The organism is Ectothiorhodospira shaposhnikovii (assembly GCF_016584105.1).
GTDB classification, from domain to species: Bacteria; Pseudomonadota; Gammaproteobacteria; order Ectothiorhodospirales; family Ectothiorhodospiraceae; genus Ectothiorhodospira; species Ectothiorhodospira shaposhnikovii.
Map to the genome: position 1 here is coordinate 1 of NZ_NRSM01000077.1, position 2,233 is coordinate 2,233.

Below are 2,233 nucleotides of genomic sequence, written 5' to 3' on the forward strand. Positions count from 1 at the left end.
ACTGAGGGCCAGCTCGAAAGGGCTGGAACCACCACCGGACCCTACCGTGACCCGGACAGCGCGCCAATCGGCAACGCTTGGCGTGATGAGGCAGAAGTCAGCAGACGGCATAGTAGCCAAACGCTCACCGCAATGGGTGAGACACGGTGAAGGCCCGAACCTCCGGCAACGAGAGAGACCCACGTGTCTCAACGGCCGTAATGCGCCCGACCGGGTGAAACGGCCTTGGCGATTCGTTGGGTAACCAGCGTTGGAGGTCACCATGGTTGCATGGTCCTTTGAACTCCGGAGGAAACGCCCCGTGCGGACCCGCATGCGGGGTTTTGTGGAGGCCGGGGGAGAAAAACCCCCGGCTATCCGATTATGCATCTGTGTACTGCCGGTAAATGATACGACCATAGCCGTCTGAATGTTTCTGTAACAATTCTGGTGGGCAAACCTGCGTTTTCTTTAAATGCCCCCAAAACGAACAATCAGAAAGGACACCGAACCCCTGTTCAATACACAGCGCCGCAACCTCTTTCATAAGAGGAAGGTCTAGTTCAAGCCTTTTCTTGTCTTCGTACTTATCTGGATTGACAACGTCTCTGTCGAAGGCATGAGCAACCGCACAGCGTCCTTGGTGGTAAAGATAAGCCCCAACATCACGGTTGCTGGCTCGCACCTCATTGAGTCGGTCAACAGCTGGCTGGTACCACAAGAGGCTAAGATTGTTGTTAATCCAGTTCTTTTGAGCGCTGCCTGAGCCACTCAGAACATTGAGAATTTTGAAGTAGCTGAGAAACGCGAAGGGAATCGAGTTTATGCTCATACCCTCCCTAAATAGGCCGACAGCAAGCTGTGCTTTTTCGCTCTGAGGCTGTGGTAGATACAACAAATCCCAAGGATCAACGGGCGAGAAAGGGGCAACGCCGTAGGTACCACGGCCGAGCCGACCGGGCCGAGCAGGGTTATTTGAGCCGGCAATAAAAAGTTCCGATATTCCAGCTCTTTTAGACCAGGCGAGGCAACTTAAAAAACGGCAAATAGCACTTCCCCCCCTCTTCGAAAGTCAGCCCTGCTTCTGAAAAAATCGAAACGGTGCACGCTAGGTCTTCAGTTTGAGGCTGAAGGACAAGGCGTTTTCGTTCGAACTGAAACTCGACTTGTTTGTTCGGCCACGAGAAATAAGGTTTTACTGCTAGATCGACCCATCTCATGGTACATCCCCATCTGCATAATTCATGGGACCGGGGCACTTGAAGTAGAGCGGAAAGCAATCCGCCGCCCCAATTGTTATGTCTATTTATCTGAATTATTGGAAGATTGGTTGATATTTTCAGTGTTACCACTTGTTACTTGCTGACCTGAGGAAGAAGTAAAATCAGGCGGTTGAGAGTCTTGAACCTGTGACTGATTCGTGACAACACTTTTGCGACAACTTTCATTAACAGGCACTTCACCTGTTTTTTTCAAGTCTTTCTCACTCATCTTAATCTCCTTTTTCAATTGATCTTAAGTATTCAAGTTCTTGATTCGGTGGAAAATATATCCAACCGAAATCAGTGGCCAACTTACCTTCTTTGGTTACCCATCGACCTTTTTCAATTAACATTTCGTTATTTTCAGTATTGAACTCCCGAATAATTCCACATATTTCCTTGCCGTTCTTTAATCCAACAACATGCCATTTCCCCTCCAGCTTCTTGTGAGCCTTGATAGAATAAATTTTATCGTGAGTTGACAGACTGGATGATTTACCATGAAATACATACTTTAATAATTCCTTATTTTTTACTTCGCCAACTCCGATGCCAACAAGTATTGCCAATAGGAAGGCTGTCAAAATATTAATTGGCAAACTGATATCTATTTTCAAAAAGGCAAAACCAGCTAACATATAAATGAGAGTGGAAAGAACGAGCGCTTCAACAACATAATATTTGTAATCTTCGGTTTTAACATCGCACTTAAATGAAACTATTTTCAGTGCAATAAAACCTGGCAACAAAAAAACCAGCAGTTTTATTGCTGAATCAGTCAAATCCACAATTCACCTCAGTTTTTCTGTCATAACGGCCAAGCTCACCTGACGAAAACCGCAACGCGGTTTTTGGTCAGGTGGAGCGCAGTGTGTACGCCCGACATGGGCATGAACTGATGGGGTGAAAGTCCCCTGTAGGAGTACCTGTGATGTCCACTCTGTGGACGACTGTAACTACTAGCCGACGGCAAGGGCAAACCCGTGAGGGAA

Annotated in this window: 3 protein-coding genes; all 3 read right to left on the reverse strand. The window is 47.2% G+C overall.

Going from position 1 to position 2,233, the window contains the following annotated elements; genetic code table 11:
- Positions 1–361: 361 nt before the first annotated feature.
- The 3 genes from mauJ to CKO35_RS17440 all read right to left on the reverse strand — a co-directional run bounded on the left by mauJ (position 362) and on the right by CKO35_RS17440 (position 2,029).
- The gene (gene mauJ, locus CKO35_RS17430) at positions 362–877 is read right to left on the reverse strand and encodes a methylamine utilization protein MauJ (protein ID WP_338031828.1); all 516 of its coding nucleotides are present in this window, start codon (positions 875–877) and stop codon (positions 362–364) included.
- A gap of 404 nt (positions 878–1,281) precedes the next feature.
- The gene (locus CKO35_RS17435; RefSeq protein ID WP_200177377.1) at positions 1,282–1,470 is read right to left on the reverse strand and encodes a hypothetical protein; all 189 of its coding nucleotides are present in this window, start codon (positions 1,468–1,470) and stop codon (positions 1,282–1,284) included.
- Position 1,471: 1 nt separating this feature from the next.
- Positions 1,472–2,029 (reverse strand): hypothetical protein, encoded by a 558-nt coding sequence (locus CKO35_RS17440; protein WP_200177378.1) that lies wholly within the window; start codon positions 2,027–2,029, stop codon positions 1,472–1,474.
- Positions 2,030–2,233: the final 204 nt, after the last annotated feature.